This window comes from Streptomyces sp. WMMB 714, assembly GCF_900090125.1.
Taxonomy (GTDB): domain Bacteria; phylum Actinomycetota; class Actinomycetes; order Streptomycetales; family Streptomycetaceae; genus Streptomyces; species Streptomyces daqingensis.
Genome location: NZ_FMHJ01000014.1, coordinates 130,095 through 153,635 on the forward strand (window position 1 = coordinate 130,095; position 23,541 = coordinate 153,635).

General features: G+C 73.5%; 21 protein-coding genes. 7 read left to right on the top strand and 14 right to left on the bottom strand.

What is annotated here, in order from left to right; translation table 11 throughout:
* Positions 1-8 precede the first annotated feature (8 nt).
* Positions 9-1,370: a GNAT family N-acetyltransferase gene (locus tag H181DRAFT_RS23450; protein WP_107068831.1), complete on the top strand. Its 1,362-nt coding sequence runs from the start codon at positions 9-11 to the stop codon at positions 1,368-1,370.
* Here the strand turns inward: H181DRAFT_RS23450 and H181DRAFT_RS23455 are convergent.
* The gene (locus H181DRAFT_RS23455) at positions 1,300-2,544 is read right to left on the bottom strand and encodes a trans-sulfuration enzyme family protein (RefSeq protein ID WP_045866384.1); all 1,245 of its coding nucleotides are present in this window, start codon (positions 2,542-2,544) and stop codon (positions 1,300-1,302) included. The two genes, H181DRAFT_RS23450 and H181DRAFT_RS23455, sit on opposite strands and share 71 nt — an antisense overlap.
* A 59-nt stretch (positions 2,545-2,603) precedes the next feature.
* Between H181DRAFT_RS23455 and H181DRAFT_RS23460 the strand changes: the two genes are divergently transcribed.
* Together H181DRAFT_RS23460 and H181DRAFT_RS23465 are read left to right on the top strand one after the other, a co-directional pair.
* The gene (locus H181DRAFT_RS23460; protein ID WP_045866385.1) at positions 2,604-3,077 is read left to right on the top strand and encodes an Lrp/AsnC family transcriptional regulator; all 474 of its coding nucleotides are present in this window, start codon (positions 2,604-2,606) and stop codon (positions 3,075-3,077) included.
* Between the two features lie 41 nt (positions 3,078-3,118).
* Positions 3,119-4,822: a DUF885 domain-containing protein gene (locus tag H181DRAFT_RS23465; RefSeq protein ID WP_045866460.1), complete on the top strand. Its 1,704-nt coding sequence runs from the start codon at positions 3,119-3,121 to the stop codon at positions 4,820-4,822.
* A 186-nt stretch (positions 4,823-5,008) separates the two neighbouring features.
* Here H181DRAFT_RS23465 and H181DRAFT_RS23470 read toward each other — a convergent pair whose 3' ends face one another.
* From H181DRAFT_RS23470 to H181DRAFT_RS23500, 7 genes are all read right to left on the bottom strand, one after another.
* The gene (locus H181DRAFT_RS23470) at positions 5,009-5,830 is read right to left on the bottom strand and encodes an SDR family oxidoreductase (RefSeq protein ID WP_107068836.1); all 822 of its coding nucleotides are present in this window, start codon (positions 5,828-5,830) and stop codon (positions 5,009-5,011) included.
* A 185-nt stretch (positions 5,831-6,015) separates the two neighbouring features.
* Positions 6,016-9,144: an AAA family ATPase gene (locus tag H181DRAFT_RS23475; protein WP_045866386.1), complete on the bottom strand. Its 3,129-nt coding sequence runs from the start codon at positions 9,142-9,144 to the stop codon at positions 6,016-6,018.
* A complete protein-coding gene (locus tag H181DRAFT_RS23480; RefSeq protein WP_045866387.1) occupies positions 9,141-10,370 on the bottom strand; it encodes an exonuclease SbcCD subunit D in 1,230 nt (409 codons plus the stop codon). The genes H181DRAFT_RS23475 and H181DRAFT_RS23480 overlap by 4 nt, the downstream gene beginning before the upstream one ends.
* 273 nt (positions 10,371-10,643) lie before the next feature.
* On the bottom strand, positions 10,644-11,450 hold the full coding sequence (locus H181DRAFT_RS23485) for an SDR family NAD(P)-dependent oxidoreductase (RefSeq protein WP_045866462.1): 807 nt from the start codon (positions 11,448-11,450) through the stop codon (positions 10,644-10,646).
* An 88-nt stretch (positions 11,451-11,538) separates the two neighbouring features.
* Entirely contained in the window at positions 11,539-13,383 is a 1,845-nt protein-coding gene (gene asnB, locus H181DRAFT_RS23490) for an asparagine synthase (glutamine-hydrolyzing) (RefSeq protein ID WP_045866388.1), read from the bottom strand.
* A 194-nt stretch (positions 13,384-13,577) separates the two neighbouring features.
* Positions 13,578-15,098, bottom strand: a complete 1,521-nt coding sequence (locus H181DRAFT_RS23495) for an MFS transporter (protein WP_045866389.1) — start codon at positions 15,096-15,098, stop codon at positions 13,578-13,580.
* Positions 15,099-15,320: 222 nt separating this feature from the next.
* Positions 15,321-15,947 (bottom strand): YigZ family protein, encoded by a 627-nt coding sequence (locus tag H181DRAFT_RS23500; RefSeq protein WP_045866390.1) that lies wholly within the window; start codon positions 15,945-15,947, stop codon positions 15,321-15,323.
* 78 nt (positions 15,948-16,025) lie between these two features.
* On the opposite strand from H181DRAFT_RS23500, the gene H181DRAFT_RS23505 reads away from it, so the two are divergent.
* Positions 16,026-16,433: a CoA-binding protein gene (locus tag H181DRAFT_RS23505; protein ID WP_045866391.1), complete on the top strand. Its 408-nt coding sequence runs from the start codon at positions 16,026-16,028 to the stop codon at positions 16,431-16,433.
* 65 nt (positions 16,434-16,498) lie between these two features.
* Here the strand turns inward: H181DRAFT_RS23505 and H181DRAFT_RS23510 are convergent, their stop codons facing one another.
* The gene (locus H181DRAFT_RS23510; protein ID WP_045866463.1) at positions 16,499-17,062 is read right to left on the bottom strand and encodes a YbaK/EbsC family protein; all 564 of its coding nucleotides are present in this window, start codon (positions 17,060-17,062) and stop codon (positions 16,499-16,501) included.
* A 39-nt stretch (positions 17,063-17,101) separates the two neighbouring features.
* Positions 17,102-17,674: a helix-turn-helix domain-containing protein gene (locus H181DRAFT_RS23515; protein WP_045866392.1), complete on the bottom strand. Its 573-nt coding sequence runs from the start codon at positions 17,672-17,674 to the stop codon at positions 17,102-17,104.
* Positions 17,675-17,784: 110 nt separating this feature from the next.
* Here H181DRAFT_RS23515 and H181DRAFT_RS23520 point away from each other — a divergent pair, with 110 nt between their 5' ends.
* A complete protein-coding gene (locus tag H181DRAFT_RS23520; RefSeq protein ID WP_045866393.1) occupies positions 17,785-18,660 on the top strand; it encodes a DMT family transporter in 876 nt (291 codons plus the stop codon).
* 28 nt (positions 18,661-18,688) lie between these two features.
* Here H181DRAFT_RS23520 and H181DRAFT_RS23525 read toward each other — a convergent pair whose 3' ends face one another.
* Complete coding sequence (locus tag H181DRAFT_RS23525) at positions 18,689-19,417, bottom strand: acyltransferase (RefSeq protein ID WP_045866464.1); 729 nt, start codon at positions 19,415-19,417, stop codon at positions 18,689-18,691.
* Positions 19,418-19,546: 129 nt separating this feature from the next.
* Between H181DRAFT_RS23525 and H181DRAFT_RS23530 the strand changes: the two genes are divergently transcribed.
* Entirely contained in the window at positions 19,547-20,092 is a 546-nt protein-coding gene (locus H181DRAFT_RS23530) for a gamma carbonic anhydrase family protein (protein ID WP_045866394.1), read from the top strand.
* A gap of 3 nt (positions 20,093-20,095) precedes the next feature.
* On the opposite strand, the gene H181DRAFT_RS23535 is transcribed toward H181DRAFT_RS23530, so the two are convergent.
* The 3 genes from H181DRAFT_RS23535 to H181DRAFT_RS23545 form a co-directional block, all read right to left on the bottom strand.
* The gene (locus H181DRAFT_RS23535) at positions 20,096-20,875 is read right to left on the bottom strand and encodes a DedA family protein (protein WP_045866395.1); all 780 of its coding nucleotides are present in this window, start codon (positions 20,873-20,875) and stop codon (positions 20,096-20,098) included.
* Between the two features lie 171 nt (positions 20,876-21,046).
* Positions 21,047-21,505, bottom strand: coding sequence for a DUF4442 domain-containing protein (locus tag H181DRAFT_RS23540; protein WP_045866396.1), 459 nt, complete (start codon positions 21,503-21,505; stop codon positions 21,047-21,049).
* A gap of 97 nt (positions 21,506-21,602) precedes the next feature.
* Positions 21,603-22,427, bottom strand: coding sequence for a spermidine synthase (locus H181DRAFT_RS23545; RefSeq protein ID WP_045866465.1), 825 nt, complete (start codon positions 22,425-22,427; stop codon positions 21,603-21,605).
* A 358-nt stretch (positions 22,428-22,785) separates the two neighbouring features.
* On the opposite strand from H181DRAFT_RS23545, the gene H181DRAFT_RS23550 reads away from it, so the two are divergent.
* Positions 22,786-23,499 carry a TVP38/TMEM64 family protein gene (locus tag H181DRAFT_RS23550; RefSeq protein ID WP_045866397.1) on the top strand — a complete coding sequence of 238 codons (714 nt, stop codon included), beginning with the start codon at positions 22,786-22,788 and terminating at the stop codon, positions 23,497-23,499.
* The last annotated feature ends 42 nt before the right edge of the window (positions 23,500-23,541 follow it).

Here is a 23,541-nt window from a genome sequence, read left to right on the forward strand (position 1 = left end):
TGGGTCGCATGACTGACATGTCGCAGAACGAGCAGCCATCCCGTCACGGCTTCCTGCGTCTCGTCGGCGGAAGCGTGCAGGAGAGCTGGAGCAGGCTGCGGCGGCGCTGCGCCTCCGCGGCGGAGCCGCCGCGGAGCGGCACCGGCGGCGTGGAACCACCGGTGGGGGCCGGGGCGACGTCGCTGTGGCTGATGCGCACGACCGTGCGAGAGGAGCCGGGGGCGCTCGCCGGACTGTGCACCGCACTCGCGCGCGAACGCATCGACATCGTCTCGCTGCAGACCTTCCCGCTGGGACCGCGGACGGCGGACTCCTCCTCCGCAGCGGACACCCCGTCCCCGTCCGGGGCCCGAGTCGGCGCGGACGCCGGGCACTCGCCGGAGCAGAGTATCGACGAGTTCGTGCTGCGCGCTCCCCGCGAGGTCGAGGCGGCGGAGCTGCACCGGCTGGTCGAGGCGGCGGGCGGACGTCACACATGGACGGAGCGCGCCGACGAGGATTCCCTTGTCGACATCCCGACACGCGTCCTGCAGCTCGCCACCCGCACCGCCCTGGACACCGCCGAACTGCCGCTGGTACTGCGGCAGTTGCTCGGCAGATGCACCATCCGATCGGTGCCGCCCGTCTCACCGTCCGGCCGCAGGATCGATCCGGAGGTACTCGACGTCCCTCCGGAGGGCCGCTGGGAGGGGACCGTGCTGCGGCTGCGGGACCCGGCAGGAGGTGTCCTCGTCATCGAGCGGCCGCAACTGCCTTTCGCGCCCAGTGAGTTCGCTCGTGCACGCGCGCTCGTCGAGCTGGACCGGCAGCTGGGCGCCGGGAAGCGGGTGCCGCACTCCCCGGACAGCGTCACCCTCTCCGGGGGGCCGTCCGTCACCGTGCGCCGGGCCGACACCCGGGACGTCGACGCGGCGCTCGCCCTGCACGGGCGCTGCTCCAGGGAGACGCTCTCCAAGCGCTACCACGGGCCCGTCGCCGACGCCGACTCCTACCTCACGCATCTGCTCTCCCCCCGGTTCGGCCGTTCCCTGGCGGTGGAGACCGCTCCGGGGGAGTTCGCCGCGCTCGGCCACCTGCTGTGGGACGGCGAGGAGACCGAGGTCGCCCTCCTCGTCGAGGACGCCTGGCAGCACCGCGGCCTCGGCGGCGAACTGCTGCGCCGTCTCGTCGCGATGGCGCTGGAGGACGGCGCGGGCAGCGTGTACGCCGTCACCCAGGCGTCCAACACCGCCATGGTCGCGGCGATGCGCGGCCTCGGTCTGCCGCTGGACTACCAGATCGAGGAGGGCACTCTCGTCGTCACGGCGCAGCTGCCGGGTGCAGCTCCCGCTGTGCGGGCTCTGGCCTACGCCCCGTCGGCCCGGGACTGACGCCCAGCGCCCGGTCGAGGTCCTGCCACAGGTCCTCGACGTCCTCCAGACCGACCGACATGCGCAGCAGCTTCTCGCTGATGCCGGCGCTGTGCCGGTCGCCCTCGGCGACGATGCGGTGGCTGATCGACGCGGGGTGCTGGATGAGGGTGTCGACGGAGCCGAGGCTGACCGCCGGGGTGATCAGCCGCACCCCGGCGGTGACGGCGTGCGGGTCGCCCTCCACCTCGAAGGCGACCATCGCCCCGCCGAGCCGCGGGTAGTGCACGCGGGCGATACGGGGGTCCGCCGCCAGCCGCCCGGCGAGATCGGCCGCGGTACGGGACTGCGCCCGTACGCGTACCGGCAGCGTGGACAGCCCGCGCAGCAGCAGGTATCCGGCGAGCGGGTGCAGTACGCCGCCCGTCGCGAAGCGCACCTGCCGCAGCCGGCACGCGAACTCCTCGTCGCACGCCACGATCCCGCCCAGGACGTCCCCGTGGCCCCCCAAGTACTTGGTGGCGCTGTGCAGGACCAGCCGCGCGCCGGACTCGTGCGGGCGCTGGAGTACCGGAGTGGCGAAGGTGTTGTCCGCGAGCAGCGGCACCGGTCCGCAGGCGCGGGCGAGGGCGGCCAGGTCGACCTCCGCGAGGGTCGGGTTCGCGGGGCTCTCGACCATCACGAGTCCCGTGTCGGGCCGGATCGCCGCCTCGACCCCCGCCGGGTCGGTCCAGGTGACCTCGGTGCCCAGCAGCCCGCTCTCCAGCAGGTGGTCGCTGCACCCGTACAGCGGCCGTACGGCGACGACGTGACGCAGCCCCTCGGCCGCCCGGACCAGCAGCGTGGCGGTGAGCGCGGCCATGCCGCTCGCGAACGCCACCGCGGACTGCGTCCCTTCGAGCCGGGCGAGGGCGTCCTCGAAGCGCGCGACCGTCGGGTTGTCCAGCCGCGCGTACACCGGCGGGCCGTCGGGCCGGGCGCCGCCCGACGCGAACTCGTCGATGCGGGCCGCCTCGGCACGGGTGTCGGGTGCGGGGTAGGTGGTCGACAGGTCCAGCGGGACCGCGTGCACGCCGAGGGCCGCGAGGTCGTCGCGTCCGGCGTGGACGGCCTCGGTCGCCTGAGCGCGCGGGTGCGGGGCGGCGGCCGGTGCGCTGACGGGGTCCGGCCGGACGCCGGTCTGCGTGTTCTCCATACCCGCATCCTGAACAACTGCCGGAGAGAACGCCGAGAACGCCGTGCTACGTTCGCCCGATGAACGATTCCGTCGCACTCGATCCGGTCGACCTGGAGATCCTCCGTCTCCTGCAGAACGACGCCCGGATGACGTACCGCGACCTGTCCGCCGCCGTGGGCGTCGCGCCGTCGACCTGCCTGGACCGTGTGACACGGCTGCGCCGCAGCGGCGTCATCCTCGGCCAGGAGCTGCGCCTCGACGCGGCGCGGCTGGGCCGGCCGCTGCAGGCCCTGCTGTCCGTGCAGGTCCGCCCGCACCGGCGTGAGCTGGTCGGCCCCTTCGTGGAGCGCATCCGCGCCCTTCCGGAGTCGCGTGCGCTGTTCCATCTGGCGGGCCCCGAGGACTACTTGGTCCACGTGGCGGTGACCGGCACGTCGGATCTGCAGCGGCTCGTGCTGGACGAGTTCACCTCGCGCAAGGAAGTCGCCCGTGTGGAGACGCGGTTGATCTTCCAGCGCTGGGAGTGCGGTCCGCTGCTGCCGCCGGGCTGATGTTGATGACGGCGGGGGCCCGCACGTACGAGGATGGATCCATGTCCGATGCCAAGAACCCCACCCCCCTCCCGCGACAGGTCGCCGACTCCTACGTCGACGCTCTCGTCGAACTCGACCCGATCACCGGCAGCTACCTCGGTGTGCCCGAGAGCCACAGCCGGCTGCCCGACTTCTCCCCCGCCGGACAGGAGGCGCTCGCCGATCTGAGCCGCATGACCCTGCGCAAGCTCTCCGAGGCCGAGGAGCAGCCGGGCGCCTCCGAGCCCGCCGAGCGGCGCTGCGCGCGGCTGCTCCGCGAGAGGCTGACGGCTGAACTGGCCGTGCACGACGCCCAGGAAGGCCTGCGGGCGGTCAGCAACATCCACTCCCCCGCCCATTCCGTGCGGGGCATCTTCACCGTGATGCCCTCCGAGACGCTCGAGGACTGGACGGCCGTGGCGCAGCGGCTGCGCGCGGTCCCCGAGGCCCTGGAGGGCTACCGCGAGTCGCTGGCCGCCGGGCTGGAGAAGGGGCTTCACGCGGGGCCGCGCCAGGTCTCCACCGTCCTGACGCAGCTCGACGAGTGGGTCGGCGACGGCGAAGGAGGAGACGGGCGGGGCTGGTTCGCGGCCTTCGCCGCCGAGGGTCCCGAGTCGCTGCGTGACGTGCTCGACGCAGCGGCGGCGGAGGCCACCGGCGCCGTCGCCCGGCTGCGCGACTGGCTGCGCGACGTGTACGCACCCGGGGTCGAGGGGGCCGCGGAGATCGTCGGACGTGAGCGCTACGCGCTCTGGTCGCGCTACTGGAACGGGACCGACCTCGACCTCGACGAGGCGTACTCCTACGGCTGGTCCGAATTCCACCGGCTGCTGGCCGAGATGCGCACGGAGGCGGAGAAGATCCTCCCCGGTGCCTCCACTCCGTGGGAGGCGCTGCGCCACCTCGACACCGAGGGCGAGGCCGTCGAGGGCGTCGACGAAGTACGGGACTGGCTGCAGGGGTTGATGGACGAGGCCGTCGAGAAGCTGGACGGCACGCACTTCGAACTCGCCGGGCCGGTCAAGCGCGTCGAGTCGCGGATCGCGCCGCCCGGCGGCGCGGCGGCCCCCTACTACACGCAGCCGTCGCTGGACTTCTCCCGGCCGGGCCGCACCTGGCTCCCGACGATGGGCGAGACCCGCTTCCCCGTCTACGACCTCGTCTCGACGTGGTACCACGAGGGCGTTCCCGGGCACCATCTGCAGCTCGCGCAGTGGGTGTACGTCGCGGACGAACTGTCCCGGTACCAGACCACGGTGGGCATGGTCAGCGCCAACGCCGAGGGGTGGGCGCTGTACGCCGAGCGGCTCATGGACGAGCTGGGCTTCCTGGTCAACGCCGAGCAGCGGCTGGGCTACCTGGACGCGCAGATGATGCGGGCGGCGCGGGTCATCGTCGACATCGGCATGCACCTGGAACTGCGGATCCCGGACGACTCGCCGTTCCACCCGGGCGAGCGGTGGACGCCGGAGCTCGCGCAGGAGTTCTTCGGCATGCACAGCGGCCGCCCGGCCGACTTCGTGGAGAGCGAGCTGGTGCGCTACCTGGGCATGCCGGGCCAGGCGATCGGCTACAAGCTGGGCGAACGCGCCTGGCTCAAGGGCCGCGAGGCCGCCCGCGAGGCACACGGCGACGACTTCGACCTGAAGAAGTGGCACATGGCGGCGCTGTCCCAGGGCTCGCTCGGTCTCGACGACCTCGTCACCGAGCTCTCCGCTCTCTGATCGGCGGCCTCCGCCGGACCGTGACCGGCCGCGGCGCGCCGGTCGCGGACGGAGCAAGGCGCGGACCGTGACGCCATGTCGACGGGTCGACTTCTCGAGAAGTCGGCCCGTCGACTCGTCGTCACCGCTGTGGCGCGGTGGCGGTGGCGGTGGCGCGGTGCCTTGTGCCCGCTCACGCTCTCCGGCTCAACGGCCGAAGCCGTTCTCGGAGTTGATGACCTCGCCGGTGATCCAGCCCGCCTCGTCCGTGGTGAGCCAGGAGACCAGCCGGGCCGGCACGTCCGGGGTCGCCCACTGCCCGCCGGGGAAGAGCGCCGCGACCTCGTCGTAATCGGGCCCGGTGCGGTAACCGGTGTCCACCGGGCCGGGGTTGACCGCGTTGACTGTGATTCCCGGGGCCAGCGCCGTGGCCAGCGTGCGCACCGACGACGCCAGAGCGCCCTTCGCGAGCGCATAGCACAGCTCGCCGGGCATTCCGCCCCTGACGTCCTGACCGGAGGTCATCGTCACCACCCGTCCTGTGGGTGCGTCCCCGCCGCGGTGCTGCGCGGCGAACGCCTGCACCAGCAGGATCACCGAGCGGGTGTTGACGGCCCAGTGGGCGTCGAGCATGGCGGCGTCGACGGACTCGAGCGGTCCGTCGCTGCCGCTAAGCGCGTGGTTGCAGATCAGGATGTCGAGTCGGGACGCGGCGAGGGCGCCGGTCGCCTCCTCGACCAGCCGGGCCGGGGCGCCGGGTTCCGTCAGGTCGGCTGGGCCGTGGGCGACGCGCGCTCCGGCGGCCGCCGTCTCCCGGACGCTGCGAACGAGCGCGTCCGGCCCGTCGGGGTCGGCCCCCCAGGGCTGCGCGTCGTCGTGCGGACGGTGGTGATGCAGGTAGACGGATGCGCCGTAGGCGGCGAGGCGCCGCGCTACGGCGAAACCGATGCCGCTGCGGCGGCTCGCCCCCGTGACCAGTGCGGTGCGTCCGCGCAGCGGCAGCGCGTCCCGGTACGGGGCGCTCTCCATCGGGGGCGGTTCGGGCTGCGTGCCGGGCTGTCGTGAGGTGGAGGTCATGGCCGCCACCCTGACGGCCGGCGGGGCTGCCGTCACATCCTTTTGAGGCCTCCGGCCCACAGCCTCGGACGCACTCCAGCCTCGGACGCACTGCCCACCGCCGGCCCGCGCCCGGCGTCGCGTAGCCCGTCAGCCCGTCAGCCCGCTGCCGGAGCCGTGCGGTGACGCAGCGCCGAACCCTCCCGGGACTTGACGACCTCCAGCTGCACGGGGATGCGCTGGCGCAGGTCGGCGACGTGGCTGACGATGCCCACGCAGCGGTCCCTCTCCCGCAGGGAGTCCAGGACGTCGAGGATCTCGTCGAGCGTCTGCTCGTCGAGGCTGCCGAAGCCCTCGTCGATGAAGAGGGTCTGCAGGCGCGTGCCGCCCGCCTCGTCCGTGACGACGTCGGCGAGCCCGAGCGCCAGGGCGAGACTGGCGGAGAAGGTCTCGCCGCCGGAGAGCGTCGCGGTGTCGCGCTCCGCGCCGGTCCACGCGTCGACGACGTGCAGGCCCAGACCCGATCGCCCTCGTCCGCCGGCGCGCTCGTCGGAGTGGACCAGCGTGTAGCGGCCCGCGGACATCCGCGCCAGACGCGCGCTCGCCGCCGCGGCGACCTGCTCCAGCCTGGCAGCCAGCACGTACGACTCCAGCCGCATCCGGTGTTCGTTCTCCACCGACGTGCCCGCCGCGAGGCCCGCGAGCCGGGCGATCCGCTCGTACTCGGCGCGCAGCGGGGCGAGGCCGCGGGCATCGGCCAGGGCCTGCCGGGTCAGTTCGTCCAGCTCGCCGCACCGGGTACGGGCCGCCTCCAGCGTGGCCGACGCGGCCCGGAGCCGCCGAGTCGCCTCTTCCGTCGCGCGCAGGGCGGCGCCCGGGTCCGCGGCCGGCAGGGCCGCGGCGGCCGCAAGTTCGGGATCCGCGAGGGCCGAGGCCACCGCTGCCTCGGCCGCCTGCCACTCGTCGGCACGCTGCTGGAGAGCCCGCTGCTCCGCCTCGCCGAGCACGGCTGCCGCCGCCTCGTCCGGGCTCCCGAACCCCGCACGCTTCGCCGCCTCGCCGAGCTGCCCGTCCGCCTCCGCCGCCCGGTCGGCCGCGGCCTGCTCCCGGCGGGCCGCCTCCGCGGCCTCCGCCAGCAGGACGGCGCGTCGCCGCAGCAGCGCGGAGCGCTCGGCCACGCTGGCCGAATCGCCGCGAGCCTTGGTCAACTCGCTTTCGAGAGCGGCACGTTCACGCTGCAGCGCCTCCCGGTGCGAGGTGCGGGCGGCCGCACGCCGGCCCGCGTCCTGCTGTTGGGCGAGGCGTCCGGAAGCTTCCCGTTCCGCCTGGGCGAGGGCTTCGCGTGCCGCGTGGGCGCCGGCCGCCTCGGCGTGGGCCGCGGTGTGTTCCTCCTCCAGACCGGCGACGGCGGACGCCAGAGCCGTCGTCTCCTCGTCCTTCGACTCGGCGCGGGCCGCCGCGAGCGCCTCCCGTACCCCACGGGCCGACTGCTCCGCCTCCTGGCGGGCCGCCTCCGCCTCGCGGTACGTCCCCAGCGCCGCGTCCTCGGCCGCCTGGTCCACGTGCCCCGCGCCCGCGCGCGCCGGGTCGGGGTGCTCCGTCGCTCCGCACACCGCGCAGGGGCTTCCGTCCCGCAGGTCCGCCGCGAGTTCCGCGGCGATGCCGCGCAGCCGCAGATCCTTCAGCCGCAGCCACTCCTCCTGGGCGGCCGCCGCGTGCTCCCGCGCCCGCAGGAGGCTCTCCTCCGCGCCCCGCGCCCGGTCGAGGAGCCCGTCCCGGCGCCTCGCCGCATCCAGCCGCTGCCGGGCGGGGTCGAGCCGGCCCGCCAGGTTCTCCGCGCGGGCCGCCGCTTCCTGCGCGGCGTCCACCCGCCGCTGGAGGACGGGACGCTCCGTCTCCCATCCGGCCAGCCACTCCTCGGCCTCCCGCAGCACCTCCTCGTCCGCTCTCGACTCCCGTTCCAGAGCGGCCAGTTCGGAGTCGATGCCGGTTCGGCGCTCCTCCGCACGCCGGGCCGCGTCGAGGCCGCCCAGCTCCTGGCGCACCTCCCCGGCGAGGCGGGAGAGGTGATCCGGCGCCGCGTCCCGCAGCTGCGCGGGCAGCCGGGCGCGGCTCCGGGTCTCGTCCGACCGCGTCTCGCGGTGCGCCGCCGCGGCCGCGTCCCGCAACGCCAGCGCCGGGGCGACACCGGCCGCGGCGCGGGCGCGCTCCAGGCGTCGCCGGGTGTGCTCGCGTTCGCCGGCCTGGCCGGCCAGCTCGCGGGCACGCTCCTGCGCCTCGGTGAACTGCCTCTGCCGCCGGGCGACTTCACGCGTCGCATCGAGGTGCGCCATGGCCTCGGAGTGGCGCTCTTCCGCCGCGCCGACCGCGATCGAGGCGGCGCAGGCGCGTTCGCGGGCGTGCGTACGGGCCAGTGCGGCCCATTCCAGTACGGCCTCGGCGAGCCCCGGATCCCCGGGGGACGGCTCCCGGCCGGCGTGGCCCGCGCCGCCCTTCTCGCGGCCGCGCTGGTCCGGGACGGCCGAGCGGGCGGACTTCCCGGCGCGGGGAGCGGATTCGCCGTCTCCACGCAGGCTGCCGGCCGGCGGAAGGCCCGCCGGCTCCGCCTCGCTGCCGACGGCCTGCCTCATCCGGTGCAGGAGCCGCAGCAGCGCCTCGTCCCCGGCGCGCACCGCTTCCTGGGCGTTCCTGCGCATCCGGGCCAGCTCCTCCTCGGCCGCCGCGAAGCGCCCGGTGTCGAAGAGCCTGCCGAGCAGCTTGGCCCGGTCCTCGGCGCCGGCGCGCAGGAACCGGGCGAAGTCCCCTTGCGGGAGCAGCACGACCTGGCAGAACTGGTCGCGGCTCATGCCGGTCAGCTGGGCGATCTCCTCGCCGATCTCCTGGTGGGAGCGGCTCAGCGCACGCCACTCCCCCGTACCCGCGTCGTACTCGCGCAGCCACGACTGGGCACGTTCCCGGGTGGAGCCGGTGCCGCGGCGCTTGGGGCGGCTCTGTTCCGGGCGTCTGGTGATCTCCAGGCGCCTGCCGCCGATCGTCAGGTCGAGGACGACCTCGGTGAGGGTGCCGGGAGCGGCGTAGTCGCTGCGCAGCGTGCCGCCCGGCTGCTGACGGGCGCCGGGGACGCCGCCGTAGAGGGCGAAGCAGACGGCGTCCAGCACGGAAGTCTTCCCCGCGCCGGTCGCGCCGTGCATCAGGAAGAGGCCGGCGGCGGAGAGTTCGTCGAAGTCCACCGCCGTCTCGCCGGCGAAGGGCCCGAAGGCGGTCATCGTCAGCCGGTGGAGCCTCATCCCGCCGCCTCCGCCCCGGCCGTGACGGGCCGCACCCGCGTCGTGTCCCGGGCGCCGGACTGCGAGTCGCCCTCCTGTGCTTCCTCCACGCGGGCCGCTTCCAGGGCCTCTCCCAGCATCTCCCGCTCCAGTTCGTCCGGTTCACGCCCGGTGCGCACGTGCCCCACGAAGTCCTCGGCGATCTGCTGGTCGCTGCGGCCCCGCAGGCGGCGGGCGTAGGAGACCTGTTCGCCGCCCCCGTCGCGGACGCGGGGGTCGAAGACGATGCTGACGATGTGCGGGAAGCGGGCGGCGAGCGTGGCCATCGCGCCGTGGGGGCGTACGGGGTCGGTCAGGGTCGCCTCGACCCAGGACTGCTCGTGCCGCGCCAACTCGGGCTCTTCCAGGAGCTGTTCGAGGGCGCCGCGGATACGGGCGAGGGGCCGGGGGACGGGGCAGTCGAGGCGCCGTGCCGACACGCCGCCCTGGGCATCGAGGTCGACGAGCCACATGGACTTGCGGTGGCCGCTCTCGGAGAAGGAGTACGCGAGGGGCGAACCGGAGTAGCGCACACGGTCGTTGATGGTCTGGCAGCCGTGCAGGTGCCCGAGCGCGGCGTAGTCGACGCCGTCGAAGACGGATGCCGGAACGGCGGACACCCCGCCGACGGTGATGTCCCGTTCGCTGTCCGAGCTCTCGCCCCCGTGCACGAAGGCGTGGGCGAGCACGACGGAGCGGGTGGTGCCGGGGCGGGCGGCCAGGTCCTCGCGGACCCGCTCCATGGCCGCGCCGAGCACCGCGGTGTGGCCGCCCTCGCGGGCGCCCAACGCGGCCCGGGCGAGGGCGGGTTCCAGGTAGGGCAGCCCGTAGCAGGCGACGTCACCGTGCTCGTCCGGGAGGACCACGGGTGTTCCGCAGCCCTCCGGGTCGGTGCGCAGATGGATACCGGCGTGACGCATCAGTCCGGACCCGACTCCCAGGCGGCGGGCGGAGTCGTGGTTCCCGGAGATCATGACCGTGGGCACGCCCAGTTCGGCGAGACGGTGCAGAGCGTGGTCGAAGAGCTCGACGGCGGCCAGCGGCGGCACCGCTCTGTCGTACACGTCTCCCGCCACCAGCACCGCGTCGACCCGCTCCTCCTCGACGGTGGCGAGGAGGTGGTCGAGGAAGTCCCGCTGCGCATCGAGGAGGCTGATGCGGTGAAAGCTCCGCCCCAGATGCCAGTCCGACGTGTGCAGCAATCTCACAGAAGTGCTCCCACCCGCACGTTCAACTCTCCCCGCGGTTACGCCGATCCGGACCACCCCTGGTCTACCAGCTGCCACTGACATCCGCCTTGAGGACCCCCGCACGGCACGCCCGGCGCGTGTGCGCCCGCGGGGAGTCCGCGCCGGCGTTCCGGCGCCGCGCACACTGCGGGCAGTCGACGGACGCTCCGTGGTGACGGAAGGTCAGGTAAGGCTCCGCTCGGCCCAACATCCGTGCGGCGCGGGTCACTTGCGGCGCGTCGCAGCGGGGGGTCAGTGCCCCGTGGGAGGTTCAGCCGGACGCAGGCGCAATCCGTGCATGCCGCCGTCGACGGCGAGTGCCGTGCCTGTCGTCGCACCGGCGAGGGGCCCGGCCAGGTAGCACACGGCGGCGGCGACCTCCTCGGCCGAGACCAGCCGCCCGGTGGGCTGCCGGGCCTCCAGCGCGGCGCGTTCGGCACCGGGGTCGGGCGCGGTGTCCAGCAGCCGCCCGATCCAGGGGGTGTCCACGGTGCCGGGGTTCACGCAGTTGACGCGGATGCCCTCACGTACGTGGTCCGCGGCCATCGCCCGGGTGAGCGCGAGGACCGCTCCCTTGCTGGCGGAGTACAGGGCACGCCGGGGCAGGCCCGCCGTGGCGGCCACCGAGCAGGTGTTGACGATCGCCGCCCCGTCCCCCGCCGCTGCTGCGCCACGGCGCAGCAGCGGCAGCGCGGCGGCGGAGACGCGTGCCATGCCGGTGACGTTGACGTCGAGCACGCGGCTCCACTCGTCGTCGCCGTTGTCCTCCACGGTGCCCTGGGCGCCGATGCCCGCGTTGTTGACCAGGACGTCGAGACGGCCGAAGCGCTCCTCGATGCGGCCGAAGGCCCGTTCCACGGAGGCGCGGTCGGTCACGTCGCAGGCCAGGCCGTGCAGCCCTTCGGGCACGGCGTCGGCCGACAGGTCCAGCACGCACACCTCGGCCCCGCGGCGGCTCAGTTCCCGCGCGACGGCCAGACCGATCCCGGAGGCGCCGCCGGTCACGGCGGCGGTGCGTCCGTCGAACTCGCCCTTCGCGGCTGCCGTCTGCTGCGTCATCGCGTCGCCGTCCTTCCCCGCCCGGCGGGCCGGTCCCTGCCGCGTGGCGGGGACGGCCGGAGCCGTTCCCGCCACCTGTTCCAGCTGCTCAGGAAAGCGTAATGGCCGGTGTGTACATGTCGATCCACAGGGCCAGGTCCAGCGTGTGCTCCAGGCCGTGCCGGTGTGCCGGCGCGATCCGGGCGCAGTCCGCCTCAACGGCCTCCTTCAGCCACTCCCGACTGACGAGGCCGAAGACGGCGTGGGAACCGTCGGCGAGCACCTCGCGGGCGTTCTCCTGCAGCGCCGCGACGTACCGCGGGTCCTGTGTCGAGGGATAGGGGCTCTTGACCCTCTCGTACACCGACCGCGGCAGGACGTCGGCGGTCGCCTCGCGCAGCAGGCTCTTCTCCCTGCCGTCGAAGGACTTCAGGCTCCAGGGCGTGTTGTAGACGTACTCGACGAGGCGGTGGTCGCAGAAGGGCACCCGCACCTCCAGTCCCACGGCCATGCTCGCCCGGTCCTTCCGGTCCAGCAGCATCCGGACGAAACGCGTCAGGTGGAGGTGGCAGATCTGCCGCATCCGGTACTCGAAGTCGCTCTCCCCGTCCAGGCGCCCGATGCCGGAGACCGCCTCGCGGTAGCCGTCCTCGATGTAGGTGGGCAGGTCGAGGGCCTCCTTGGTCTCGCCGGTGAGGAAGCCGCCCTGCTCGCCGATCATCTCGGGGATCATCACCAGCCAGGGGAAGGTCGGGGCGCTGCGCGCCGCCGGGTCGAAGAACTGCTTGTACCCGCCGAAGACCTCGTCCGCGGACTCCCCCGAGAGCGCGACCGTCGAGTGCTCCCGGACGGCCTTGAAGAGGAGGTACAGCGAGGTGTCCACGTCCCCCAGGCCCATCGGCAGATCCCGGGCGCGGATCATGCGGGCACGCACGCCGGGGTCGGCGAGTTCGGCCGAGGAGAGCACGATGTCCTGGTGCTCGGTGCCCGAGTCCGCGGCCACGTCGTGCACGTAGGGGCCGTCCGGAGTGGCGCGCAGCGAGTCGGCCACGAAGTTGTCCGTGTGGCCCGCGAAGTCGACGGCGAAGCTGCGCACCTTCTCGCCCTCGGCGGCGAGTTGGCGTGCCGCGATCCCGGTCAGCAGGGACGAGTCCAGACCTCCGGAGAGCAGGGTGCAGCGGGGCACGTCGGCGACCAGCTGCCTGCGGATGATGTCGTCGAGCAGCTCGCGTACGCGGGCGATCGAGTCGTCCTTGCCGTCGGTGTGCTCCCGGGTCTCCAGCGACCAGTAGGCCGTCATCCGCAGGCCGTTGGCGCCGACCGTGACGACGGTGCCGGGCTCCACCTCGCGCATGCCCTCCCACACGGCGCAGCCGGGTGTCTTGATCATGGAGAACAGCTCGCGGAGGCCGTTGGGGCCGACTTCGCGCCGGACGAGCGGATTGGCCAGGAGCGCCTTGGGCTCGGATCCGAAGAGGACTCCGTCCCCGGTCCCGTAGTAGTAGAGGGGCTTGATGCCCATGCGGTCGCGGACGAGTACGAGTTCACGTGCCTGCTCGTCCCATATCGCGAAGGCGTACATCCCGTTGAGACGCTCCGCGACGGCCGCGCCCCACTCCTGGTAACCGCGCAGCACCACCTCGGTGTCGGAGCTGGTGGTGAACCGGTGCCCGCGGGCGCGGAGTTCGGCCCGCAGCTCCTCGAAGTTGTAGCACTCCCCCGAGTAGACCATCGCAGCCTTCTGCCCCGAGGGGCCTTCGGCGCTCATCGGCTGGCGTCCGCCGGGCAGGTCGATGACGGCGAGCCTGCGGTGGCCCAGGGCCGCCGGGCCGGATATCCACGTGCCGCGGTCGTCCGGTCCGCGGCAGGACATCGTCTCGGTCATGGCGTCGACGGTGCCGCGCTCCTGGGCGAGGTCGCGTCCGTAGGAGACCCAGCCGGCGATTCCGCACATGTACGCACCCGATTTCCCGGCTCCGGCAGCGTGCGCCAGGCCCTGGGCACGCCGCGGCGGCGGCCGTGCGCGGGGCTGTCCAGCGGCCACCCGCGGAGACCGTTGTATGTGCCAACTATTTCTCCGCAGCATCCGCCCTCCCCCTGCTCCCGGTCAAGGCCGGCCTCCGGCTCCCACCGTCCGGAGGGCGGAATTCAGCCGCCGCTCTCGGGCGGCCCCGTCGTCCGCCCCACCGCCAGGTCCCTCGGACGCCCCCGCTGGTAGAGGACGAGGGTCGCGACCAGGCCGACGGCGAAGAACCCCGTCGCCCACCAGTAGGCCGTCGCGAAGCTGTGCACCTGGGCCCGCGCGGCGACGCCGGGGGTGCGGGGGCGGTTGCGCAGGTAGTCCGTCACCGCGGACGCGGCCATCGTGTTGAACAGCGCCGTGCCGACCGAACCGCCCACCTGCTGCATGGTGTTGACGGTCGCGGAGGCGACGCCCTGGTCCCGCCCGGCGACGCCCAGCGTCGCCAGGGAGATCGCCGACGGCATCACCAGCCCCAGCCCCACGCCGAGGACGATCAGCGGAGGCAGTACGTGCGACGCGTACTCGCTGTCCAGGCCGAGCGCGGTGAGCCAGATCAGCCCGGCGACGGCCAGCCCCATGCCCGTGGGCACCACGGGCTTCGGCCCCAGCCGCGGGATCAGCAGGTTCGTGGAGAGCTGCGCGGTGAGCATCAGGGAGCCCACCAGGGGCAGGAAGGCCAGCCCCGTCGTCACGGGCGTGTATCCGAGCGTCCGCTGCAGGTAGTAGGTCAGGAAGAGGAAGACGCCGAACATGCCGGCGCCCGCGATGAAGACGCTGAGGAAGGACGCGGCCCGGTTGCGGTCCCGCAGCACGCGCGGCGGCAGCAGCGGATGCGCGGCGCGCACCTCGTGGACGGCGAAGGCCGCGATGAGCAGCCCGCTCACCGTCAGCGACCCCCAGCAGCGCCAGTCGCTCCAGGCCTCGGTGTCGGCGGCGGAGAACCCGTAGACCAGGCAGAACAGGCCGCCCGCGACCAGCGCCGCGCCGGACATGTCCAGACGGGGACGCTCCGAGGGTCTGTGCGGCGGAAGAAGCAGCATCCCGAGGATCGCGGCCACCGCGGCGATGACCACGTTGACGTAGAGCGTCCAGCGCCAGCTCAGATGCTCGGTGAGCACTCCGCCGAGCAGCAGCCCGATGGCTGCGCCGGACCCCGCGATGGCGCCGAAGACGCCGAACGCCCGCGAGCGTTCGCGCGGTTCGGTGAACGTGGTCGTCAGCAGCGAGAGCGCGGAAGGCGCGAGCACCGAGCCGAACGCGCCCTGGACGGCGCGTGCTCCGATCAGCCAGGCGAAGCTGCTTGCCGCTCCGCCCAGCACCGAGGCGACACCGAAACCGACGAGGCCGGTCACGAAGGTCCGGCGGCGGCCGAAGTAGTCGGACAGGCGCCCGCCGAGCAGCAGCAGGCTGCCGAAGGCGAGGGTGTAGGCGGTGACGACCCACTGCCGTCCGTCGTTGTCGAAGCCCAGCGCGCGCTGCGCGGAGGGGAGAGCGATATTCACGATCGTCGCGTCCAGCACGACCATGAGCTGGGCGAGGCTGATCACCGCCAGCGTCAGCCAGCGGTGCGGGGTGTGCGACGGGGCCGCGTCTCCGGTCGCCGGGCCGGCGGCGGGACCTCCGGGACCGTCCGGTGGTGCGGGCATCGGCGGACCTTTCGGTTCCACGGCTCCACGGCAGCGGGCGTCATGCCCCCTCGGGCGGCTGGACGGCTCCACGGCTGAGCGACGGACTGCTGGACGGCTCGACGGCGGGACGGCTGAACGATTCGCTGCGGAAACTGCGCATCCGTCACGCTATGTCCGGCTCGCACGGCCCGCAAACGATCCGCCGCCTGCGGACGGACTCTCAGCCCGGGTCCGGTCCGGTCAGACGGTGCCGTACGCCTCGCCGCCCAGGGTGAGGCGCGCCGTCCCGGCCGTGGCGTCCGCCAGCCAGCGGCGGAAGTCCTCGACGTCCGCCTCGGGCAGACCGATCTCGAAGGTGACCTCCGCGCCGTACGTCACGTCCCGCACCGAGCGGCCGCTGCCGCGCAGGTCGTTCTCCAGCCTGCCGGCCCTCTGGTGGCCGGCGGTGACGGTCACGAGCCGGTAGCGCTGCCGCACGCTGCATCCCACGGCGTCCAGCGCCTCCCCCACGGCACCGCCGTACGCCCTGATCAGCCCGCCGGCACCGAGCTTGGTGCCGCCGAAGTAGCGGGTGACGACGGCGACCGCGTAACGGATGCCGCGGCGGTCGAGCATCTGGAGCATGGGGAGACCGGCCGTGCCGCCCGGCTCGCCGTCGTCGCTCGACTTCTGGACGCCGCCGTCCGTGCCGATGACATACGCCCAGCAGTTGTGCGACGCCCCCGGGTGCCGCGCCCGGACCCGTTCGATGAACGCCCGCGCCTCCTCCTCCGTCGCCGCGGGGGCCAGCGCGCACAGGAAGCGTGAACGGCTGACCTCCGTCTCGTGCACACCCTCGCCCGCGACCGTCACGTACTGCTCCTGCATGCCACGCACCTTACGCAGCGCTCCCGGACCGCGGGACGGCACGGGAATGCCCGCGCGGAGCGGCCCGTTGCACGGGGCATGTACGCAGACACGGAGACGGTGCGCAGGATTCTGACGGAGACCGGGGACACGTGGGCCGTGGTGGGGCTGTCGAACAACCGGCAGCGCGCCGCCTACGGCGTGGCGGAGGTCCTGCAGCGCTTCGGCAAGCGCGTGGTTCCGGTGCATCCCGGAGCCGAGAGCGTGCACGGCGAGAAGGGGTACGCCGAACTGTCGGAGATCCCCTTCCCCGTGGACGTCGTGGACGTGTTCGTCAACTCGCAGCTCGCGGGGGACGTCGCGGACGGAGCCGTGGAGATCGGCGCCCGCGCGGTCTGGTTCCAGCTGGGCGTGATCGACGAGGCCGCCTACGAACGGACGCGCGCGGCCGGGCTGGACATGGTGATGGACCGCTGCCCCGCCATCGAGATCCCGAAGCTGGGCTGAGGCGGCGTCGCGGCGGGCCCCGCCACGCTGCCCGGCCGTCCGGCCGCGGCTGCGCCCGGCCCGGATCAGTCGGCGGCCGGAACGCCCAGCTCCTCCATGACGACGGCGCCGGGCAGCGCGGCCAGCGCCCTGCCCGGCACGATCAGCTTCCCCCGGCGCCTGCCGCTGCCGACGAGCGTCCACGGCAGCTCCGTGACGGCACGGTCGACGAGCACCGGCCAGCCCTCGGGCAGGCCGAAGGGCGTGATGCCGCCGTACTCCATGCCGGTCTCGGCGACGGCGGTGTCCGTCGGCGCGAACGAGGCCTTGCGCGCTCCGAGTTGACGCCGCACCGCCCCGTTGACGTCCACGCGCGTGCGGGAGAGGACCACGCAGGCGGCGAGCGTGCGCTCGCCGCCCCGCTTCGCGGCGACCACGACGCAGTTGGCCGAGGTCTCGTGCAGGTCGGCGCCGTAGTTCTCGATGAAGACGGCGGTGTCGGCCTTCTCCGGGTCGGTGTCCACGTAGAGCAGCTGGCCGGCCGGAACGTCGCCGCTCCAGTCCCGGATCGCCTCGGCGGCGGGCCCCGTGAACGCGTCCGCCTCGGCGGCCGGTGTGGCGGAGGCGAAGTCTCCGATGGGCGCGCGCATGCGGCGCACGCTAACACCGCGGGCCGGTGGGGCAGCGAGTCAGCGGGGCGCGGGGACGGAGACCGCCATGGTCATCTCCACCGGCTCGGCACCGTCGTTGCGGTAGCCATGCGGCACGTTCGACTCGAAGCTCGCCGAGGTGCCCGCCGGCACCCGGTGGTCGCTGCCCTCGACGCACAGGGTGAGCACACCGGACGTCACATGCACCAGCTCCGTCGTACCCGAGGGGTGGGCGTCGGAATCGCTGCCCTCCCCCGGCATCAGCCGCCACGACCACAGCTCGAGCGGGCCGGGAGCCTCCGCACCGGCCAGCAGAGTGCTGTGGCTGCCCGCCTCCGTGGACCAAAGCCGCACCGCCTGCTCCGCGGGGATGAGCCGCACCTGCGGTTCCTGGTCGAAGTCGAGCAGCGTGGTGATGCTGACGCCCAGCGCGTCGGCGACCTTGACGACGGTGCCGACGCTGGGGTTCGTACGGGCCTGCTCGATCTGGATGAGCATCCCCCGGCTTACTCCCGCGCGGGCGGCCAGGCCGTCCAGGGTGAAGTTCCGCTCCTGGCGCCAGCGCTTCAGATTGCGGGCGAGTGACTGCGTGAGGTGGTCGAGGTCCGTCACGGTCTTCGGATACCGTCCATTATCGTGAATGACAGAGTTCAGTTCACTGCACTAGGGTGAGCTGTACTTTCGACTTTCGTGTTCAAGCCACTGTACTTCGAGGTGTTCCCATGACCGCTGTCCTGGCCCTGACGACCAGCCTCATGTGGGGGCTGGCCGACTTCGGGGGCGGTCTGCTGACCCGCCGCATGTCCGCGCTGACGGTCGTGGTCGTCTCGCAGACGCTCGCGGCCGCCGCCCTGGGGGTGCTCGTCGTCGCCACCGGCGGCTGGAGCGAGTGGGGTGGGCACCTGTGGTTCGCGGCGGCCGCCGGCGTCGTCGGGCCGGTCGCGATGCTCGCCTTCTACAAGGCCCTCTCCAAGGGCCCCATGGGCGTCGTCTCCCCACTCGCCTCGCTCGCAGTGGTGGTGCCCGTCGCAGCCGGGCTGGCGCTGGGCGAGCGGCCCGGCTGGCTGCAGGCCGTGGGAATCGCCGTCGCGGTGGCGGGCGTGGTGCTCGCCGGCGGACCGGAGCTGCGCGGCGCGCCGGTGCAGCGGCAGACGATCGCGCTGACGCTGGTTTCCGCGGTGGGCTTCGGCGCCGTGATGGCACTCATCGAGCACGCTTTCACGGCGACAGCGGCCGGGCTCTTCCTCGCGCTGCTCGTCCAGCGGGTGTGCAACGTGGCCGTCGGCGGCGCGGCGCTGTACGTGCAGTCGAGGCGCGGCGTCCCCGCTCTCCCCACGGGCGAGGGCGGCGGCGTGCGCGCCGTGACGGCCGCCCTGCCCGCGCTCGCCTTCGTCGGCCTGGCCGACGTCGCCGCCAACGGCACCTACATGGTCGCGACCCTCTACGGTCCGGTGACGACCGCCGCCGTGCTCGCCTCGCTCTACCCCGTGGTCACGGCACTCGCCGCCCGCGGAGTGCTGCACGAGAGGCTGCGCGGCATCCAGGCGGCGGGCGCCGGGCTGGCGCTGTGCGGCACGGTGCTGCTGGCCTCGGCCTGACGGGGCCGGGCGGTCCCCGGCGTCCGTCCTACTCGGCGTCCGCGGCGAGTTGGGCCGCCGCGAGCAGCTCCTCGGACGTGACCCCCGCGGGCACCGGCTCGGGGGCCGGGGTCCGCAGCGGCGGCTGCCAGCCGCGCTCCGCGTCCCACCGCCGCACGATCCGCGCGGGCGCTCCGGCGACCACGGCGTGGTCCGGGACCTCTCCCCGTACGACCGCTCCGGCCGCGACCACCACGTTGCGCCCGAGCCGCGCGCCCGGCAGGACCACGGAGCCCGCGCCCAGCCAGCTTCCGGCGCCGATCTCCACCGGGGCGCTGCGGGGCCACTGCTTGCCGACCGGCTCGTGCGGGTCGTCGTAGGAGTGGTTGGTCGAGGTGACGTAGACGTACGGCCCGCAGTAGACGTCGTCCCCGATGACCACCGACCGCTGCGCGTCCCCGATGACGTGGCTGCCGCGGCCCAGGACGACGCCGTCGCCGAGCGTCACCACGGGGGCGGGGCCGAGGTCCAGGCCGGGCAGCATCCCGGCGCTCAGCGTGACCTCCCGGCCGATGACGCAGTGGGCGCCCAGCTCGATCCACGGCGTGCCGAAGACCGTCCCCTGCGGGAAGGCCAGCCTCGTCCCCTCGCCGATGCGGCGGAAGGAGTACGGGCCCTGGTGCTCGGCGGTCACCGCGCCCGCTTGCTGCGCGAGGCGCCAGACGCCGTGCACCGCCCGGGAGGCGAGCGCTGCGGGGAGGTTCCGGATCGAGGGCACGCCGTCACGGTAGTGCGCGCGGGCCCGGGCGGAGGGGACGGCCTCCTGTGATCTTCCACCCATCCATCGCATACGGTTCAGCGGGAGGCCGGCGTACGGCCGGACGGGAAGCGAACGGAGACGAAGACGATGACGGAGCAGCGACCGGTGATCGCGGGCGTGAGCGGCAGGGTTCCCAAGATCGACGAGGACGTCTTCACCGCACCGACCTCGGTGGTCGTGGGCGACGTGACCATGGGGGCTGCGTCAAGTGTCTGGTACGGCGCGGTACTTCGTGCGGACTGCGACTCCGTCACCCTGGGGGCCGGCTCCAACATCCAGGACAACTGCACGGTGCACGCCGACCCCGGGTACCCCACGCACGTCGGCGAGGGCGTCTCGGTGGGGCACAACGCCGTGCTGCACGGCTGCGTCGTGGAGGACGGCGTCCTGGTCGGAATGAGCGCCACGGTCCTCAACGGCGCCCGCATCGGGGAGGGTTCCCTGATCGCCGCGCACGCGCTCGTCCCCCAGGGCATGCAGGTGCCCCCGGGCTCGCTGGTCGCGGGAGTGCCGGCAAAGGTCAAGCGGGAGCTGACGTCCGAGGAGCGCGAGGGCATCAGGGCCAACGCGGAGATGTACCAGCACCTGGCACGCGCTCACCGCGACGAGGTCACTCCCGCCGACGGCGAGTGACGGTCAGTCGGTCCGTTCGGCGGCCGGGACCGCCTCCCGGCCGCCGGCCGTGTCGCCGCCCGTCGCCGCACCTGCCTCGGCCGGAGCTTCGGCGGCGCTGCCGCCCGCCTCTTCGCGGGAGGTGTCCGGCGTCTGAGCGCTGGAGGCCAGCGGCTCGCCCTGGGCGGCCGCGTGCTGCGCCTCGGTCTTGCGGGAGCGGCGCCGGATCACGACCATCGAACCGATTCCGAAGAGGACGGCGACCACCAGGCCCAGCCAGGAGAAGCGTTTGAGCCACGCCTCCGCGACGATGCCCACGTAGTAGATGACGGCCGTGGTGCCGCCCGCCCAGACGATCCCGCCGAGCACGTTGGCGATGGCGAACTTCCAGTACGGCATCTTCAGCACACCTGCGAGCGGGCCCGCGAAGATGCGCAGCAGGGCCACGAAGCGGCCGAAGAAGACGGCCCACATCCCCCAGCGTTCGAAGGAGCGTTCCGCGGTGGCGACATGGTGGGGCCCGAAGTGCTTCGGGAACTTCCGCCCGAGCCAGGCCAGCAGGGGTTTGCCGCCTCTGCGTCCGATCGCGTAGCCGATGGAGTCGCCGACGATGGCGCCCGTGGTGGCGCAGGCGCCGAGGACGAGCGGGTCGATCTCACCGTGCTGGGAGGCCAGAAGCGCGGAGCTGACGAGGATGATCTCGCCGGGGAGCGGGATACCCAGGCTCTCCAGCCCGATCACCAGCCCCACGAGCAGGTAGATGCTCACCGCCGGCACGTTCTCGAGCCACTCCTGGACGTGCAACTGGGCATCCTCCCGCCGGTGATGAACGCGGGAGGCAGTCGGTCCGTGGTCAACCCCCGCACGCCGCCCGCACTCCGCGGGCACACGTTCCGCAGCCTAACCGATGCGTGGGAACAGCGTTTCGCGCCGCCGCGGATGGCCCAGCGGCGGCGGGAGAGCGTCCGGCGGAGGTCAGGCGGCGTGCGGCCGCAGCGTCCAGATGATCTTCATCTCTCCGGTGACGGCGCCGTCCTCGCGGGTGATAGAGACGTGCACCGGGAATTCCGGCCGGTTCCCGGCGTCGAGTTCGGCGAGCACCTCCGCGACCGGCCGGCCCAGCTCCGCCGTCGCGGTGACGGCTCCCATCGCGAGCTTCTTGTAGTCGATCTCGGCCCGCACGGCCAGCGGCACCGCGCGCTTGAGCTGGTCCCCGAAGGCGGCGAGCACGATCGCCCCGCTGGCCGACTCGGCCAGCGTGAACATCGCACCCGCGTGCGGACCGCCCACGTGGTTGTGGAACGCGCTCTGGTCGGGCAGGACGACGACGGCACGCTCCGGGGTCGTCTCGGAGAACTCCAGGTTGAGCGTGCCTGCCATCGGGACGGTGGCCGCCATCATCTCGCCGATGGACGGAAGGGGTTCTGTGGGCATGCCCGGACGTTACCATTGAGTAACCACGCGCGGTAAGCCCCCTCCGGCAGCGGGAGCCCGCCGTACACCGCAGGTCGGGCACCGGCCGGCCGGCCGGTCAGCCGATGGTGAAGGCGCCCTCGGGCGGCACCGGGGAGGGGCTGGCGTCCCCGTCGTGCACCGGCTTCCTGCCCTCGGTGAGCCGGGCCAGCGGCGCACCCGCCTCGACCCTCGCGGGGAAGGCGTCCGAAGCGGTGCGGCGGGAGAGCTCCGCGAGCGGCAGCGGCTGGTGCGCGCCCACGAGCACGGTGTTGCCGAACCGCCGCCCGCGCAGCACGGACGGTTCCGCGATGAGGCACATGTACGGGAACACCTCGGCGAACGTGGCCAGTTGCGCCCCCACGAAGGGGAAGGGGGCGGAGTCGGCGAGGTTGGCGATGTACAGGCCGTGCGGGCGGAGGACGCGGCAGGCGGCCCGGGCGTAGCCGAGGGTGGTGAGGTGCGCCGGGACGTGGACACCGCCGTAGACGTCGGCGACCACGGCGTCCGCCGACTCCGCCGGTGAGGCGTCGAGGAAGCGGCGGGCGTCCGCCGCCTCGACCGCGATGCCGGAGTCCTCCGGCAGCGGGAGGTGCTCCACGACGAGCGCGGACAGCGCCTCGTCCGTCTCGGCCACGCGCTGCCGGGAGCCGGGCCGGGTGGCGGCGACGTAGCGGGGCAGGGTCAGTGCGCCGCCGCCGAGGTGAAGGACGTCGAGCGGGCGTGCGTCCTCGGCGGCGAGGTCGAGGACGTGGGCGACCCGCCGCGCGTACTCGAACTCCAGGTACGTGGGGTCGCGCAGGTCGACGTACGACTGGGGGGCGCCGTCGACGGTGAGCAGCCAGGCTTCCGGCCGGTCGACGTCGGGCATCAGCTTGGCGGTCCCCGAACCGACGGCACGCATCACGGGTATCGCCTCGGTGGCGGGCGGCGCTTCCGGCGCCGAGGACTGACGGCTTCCCTGCTGTTCGGGCTGGTTCTTCTCCACCGTCCCATTGTGCGGGCGCGCGGGGCGCGGCCCGTACGCGCGGTCGTAGCGGCAGCGGTGCGGGGCCGCTGAGACGGCGGACGTCCCCACGGGGGGTCTGCGGGAACACGCGTACGAGACGGACGCCCCAACAGCCGTACGGTCGGGCGAATTTCCCGGGCCCGTCCCGAGCCCCGCATCCGGCCGCCACGGCGTCCCTTCCCCTGTGTGTGACGCCTTACTCCCGGCGTTCCCACCCCGCGGAGTTCCCGGAACGTCCGTTACGCTCGCCGACGTGCCGGTAACCGCCACGCAGTCCGCCGAGCCGACCAGCCGGCTGGCACGGACTCTGCTCTCGCCCAGGTGCCGCCTGGCCCTGCTGCTGGTGCTCCTGTGCGCCGGGGGCATATCGGTGCTGCTGTACGAGCCGCAGCGGTTGTTCATCCACGGCCTGCCCCCGCACCTCTCCAGCGGCGTGGCGGGCGTCGTCTTCACCGTGGCGTACGGCCTGTGCACGGCGGCCTTCGTCCCGCGCCCCGTCCTCAACGTCGCCGCGGGCGCGCTGTTCGGTATCGAGGCCGGCACCGTCTCGGCCGTCGTCGGGACGGTCATCGGCTCCGGCATCGCCTTCGGGCTGGGCCGCATGCTCGGCCAGGACGCCCTGCGCCCCATGCTGCGGGCGCGGTGGCTCAGCGCGGCGGACCGCCAGCTGAGCAGGCACGGGTTCCGTTCGATGCTGGTGATCCGGCTGCTGCCCGGCGTCCCCTTCGCGGCCTCCAACTACGGGGCGGCCGTCTCCCGTATGACCTGGCCCGCGTTCCTCGCGGCCACGGCGCTGGGAGTGATCCCCAACACCGCCGCGTACGTGATCGCCGGCAGCCACGCCGCGGCCCCGACCTCGCCCGTCTTCCTCGCCGCCTTCGGCTTCATCGCCCTGTCCGGACTGGGCGGCGCCGCTGTCGCCTGGCGCAAGCGCGCGATGCTGCGCGACGCGGAACCGCGCGCGTAGGACCCTCTCCGCGCCCCCATGAGGACGCGTCATTCAGCCGCT